Source organism: Pseudomonas sp. SWRI154 (assembly GCF_014268645.1).
GTDB classification, from domain to species: domain Bacteria; phylum Pseudomonadota; class Gammaproteobacteria; order Pseudomonadales; family Pseudomonadaceae; genus Aquipseudomonas; species Aquipseudomonas marvdashtae.
Map to the genome: position 1 here is coordinate 1 of NZ_JABWQW010000103.1, position 243 is coordinate 243.

General features: G+C 65.4%; 1 protein-coding gene. It reads left to right on the plus strand.

The features are described from left to right. Positions 1-243, plus strand: a 243-nt coding sequence (locus HU806_RS26950; protein ID WP_186615827.1) for an RHS repeat domain-containing protein, incomplete at both ends; no start/stop codon positions are given.

The window sequence follows — 243 nt, forward strand, 5'->3', positions numbered from 1 at the left end:
CCTCAACGGCCACCTGCTGGAAAAGACCGAGTTTGGTTCCGACGGCAGCCAACGGGTCACCGCTTACCAAAGGGATTCTGCAGGACGCCTGTTGCGCAAGACCTTGCCCGACGGCGAAACGGTCGAGTACCGCTACGACGCCCTCGGGCGCTTGGTCAGCGTCGACGACGGCCATTGGCCGCTGGCCTACGAATACGACGCCCAGGACCGCCTCGTCGCCGAACACCAGGGCTGGGCCACCCT